We start from the raw sequence: 2456 nt of genomic DNA, 5'->3' as shown, positions 1-2456 counted from the left end.
CAGGCCGGTGCCGACCTCCTCCATCCCGGCGAGCATCGGCTCGAACGGCTCGTGCGGCGAGGGCGTCGGCGCGATCGGGGGCGGCGGCGCGGGCGGTGCGGCCTTGCGCTTGGGCTCGGCCCTGGCCGCCGTCGGGCGCTTGGCCCGGGGCTTCGGCGCCGGCTCCGCGGGGGTGCGCTGCGCCGGCACGGGTACGTCGAAGAGGGTCTCCTGCGCCGTACCGGCGTCGCCGCCCAGCTCGGCCGGGTCGAAGAGGGTGATGACGCCGTACTCGCCGTCGTAGCCGGGGACGCGGCGCACGTCGCCCCGGCGCAGCCGGCCGATGCCCTCGGCGAGCAGTTCCCCGCCGACCCGGCCGATCTCGTCGAGCGGCGTGGTGGTGAGGATCTCCAGCTCGGGGCCGAGCGCGGCGATCAGCTCGTGGAGTTTCCCCTCGACCCGCTTGGACCGGGCACCCACCTTGTTGAGTTCGCCGAGGATCTCGGCCAGCGGCACCAGGTGGGTGACGTCGCGGGCGTGCGCGGGGCGGTGCCCCGACGGGCGGTCGGCCAGCTCCTCGATCCGGCTGAGCACGCCGACGGTCAGCGGCTTGCCGCACTCGGGGCAGCGGCCACCGGCGGCCCGGGTCTGCTCGGGCGACCAGTTGACCCCGCAGAGCCGGTGCCCGTCCGCGTGGTACTTGCCCTCCTCGGGGAAGAACTCGATGGTCCCGGCGAGCCCGTCACCCGTACGCAGGGCGTCGCGGATGGCGAAGTAGTCGCGGGCGGTGGCGAAGACGGTGGCCTCCCGGGCCAGCGCCGGCGGCGAGTGCGCGTCCGAGTTGGACACCAGTTGGTAGCCGTCCAGGCTGCCGACGCGCCAGTTCATCCCGGGGTCGGAGGAGAGGCCGGTCTCCACCGCGAAGATGTGCTCGGCGAGGTCGGCGTAGCAGTCGGCGATCGCGTCGAAGCCCGACTTGGAGCCCAGCGCGGAGAACCACGGGGTCCAGATGTGCGCCGGCACCAGGTAGCCGTCCGCACTGGCCTCCAGCGTGATCTCCAGCAGGTCCCGGGAGTCCAGGCCGAGGATCGGCCGACCGTCCGAGCCGAGGTTGCCGATCCGCCCGAGCGCGGCGTTGAACCGGGCCACCGCGTCCAGGTCGGGCAGGTAGATCAGGTGGTGCACCTTGCGGGTGCGGTCGTCCCGCTTGTAGATCGTGGAGATCTCCACGCTGAGCATGAACCGGACCGGGTCCGCCTCCGCCTCGCTGGCCAGCCGGGGCGGCAGCCGGCGGGCGATGTCCCGCTCCGCCTCCGGGCTGAGTCGGTGCAGGCCGGGCTCGGCCGGGTGCAGCGTCTCGCGGAGGTGGTCGTACCAGGCGGGGTGGGTGAAGTCGCCGGTGCCGAGCACTCCGATGCCCTTGCGCCGTGCCCACCAGCCGAGGTTGGGCAGGGTCAGGTCGCGGCTGCACGCGCGCGAGTATTTCGAGTGGATGTGCAGATCCGCGACGAACGGCGAAGGGCCGCCGGGGGGTGCGGGACTGAACGGAGGCACGCCGCATCCTGTCACGACCGCGCCATTACCCACCCGTCGCCACGCACACCCGTGACCTGAGCATCCGGTGCTGGACAACACCGGCCGCCCGCGCTATGGATCAGCGGGAGCGCAGCTCCACCAGGGTGATCTGGGGTTCGGCGCCGACGCGCACCGGCGGGCCCCAGAAGCCGGCGCCGTTGGTGACGTAGACCTTCGTGCCGTCGACCTCACCCAGGCCGGAGACCACCGGCTGCTGGAGCTTCACCAGCAGGTTGAACGGGACCATCTGGCCGCCGTGGGTGTGCCCGGAGAGCTGGAGGTCGACGCCGAACTTCGCCGCCTCGACCGCCGCCACCGGCTGGTGGGCGAGCAGCACCACGGGGCGGTTCGGGTCGCGGTCGCCGAGCGCCGCCGCGTAGTCCGCCGGGGCGGCCAGGCCGGTGCCGGCGGCCGTGACGTCGTTCACCCCGGCCAGGTCGAGTACGCCGCCCCGGGCCTGGATCTCCGTCCGCTCGTTCTGCATGACCCGCAGGCCGAGGCGGTCCAACTCCTGGACCCACTCCTCGACGCCCGAGTAGTACTCGTGGTTGCCGGTGACGAAGTAGCTGCCGTGCCGGGACCGCAGCCCGCGCAGCGGCTCGGCGGCCTCGCCCAGCTCCGCGACCGAGCCGTCGACCAGGTCGCCGACGACGGCGACGATGTCGGCGTCCAGGCGGTTGATCGCGGCGACGATCCGCTCGGTGTGCGCCCGGCCGCGCAGCGGGCCGAGGTGGATGTCGGAGACGGTGGCGATCCGCAGGCCGTCCATGCTGCGGGGGAGCTTGGCCAGCGGGATCTGCACCCGGTCGAGCTGCGGCGGGCCGAGGGCGGTGCGGATGCCGTACCCGGTGAGACCGGTCGCCGTGAGCCCGGCGAAGATAGCGGCCCCACGGGCGAGCAGC

The 2456-nt window shown here is 73.6% G+C and carries 2 protein-coding genes; both read right to left on the bottom strand.

Translation table 11 applies throughout. The features are described 5' to 3' along the window. Positions 1–1533, bottom strand: a 1533-nt coding sequence (locus AB0B91_RS65040; protein ID WP_358343006.1) for an endonuclease Q family protein, incomplete at its 3' end; no start/stop codon positions are given. A gap of 100 nt (positions 1534–1633) precedes the next feature. After that, positions 1634–2456: metallophosphoesterase (locus tag AB0B91_RS65035; protein ID WP_358343005.1), on the bottom strand; the 823-nt coding region annotated here is incomplete at its 5' end.

The sequence above is a fragment of the Nonomuraea sp. NPDC049141 genome, assembly GCF_040648415.1.
Lineage (GTDB): Bacteria > Actinomycetota > Actinomycetes > Streptosporangiales > Streptosporangiaceae > Nonomuraea.
The sequence above is the reverse complement of the archived record's forward strand: the minus strand, read 5'-3'. Positions and strand labels throughout refer to the sequence as shown.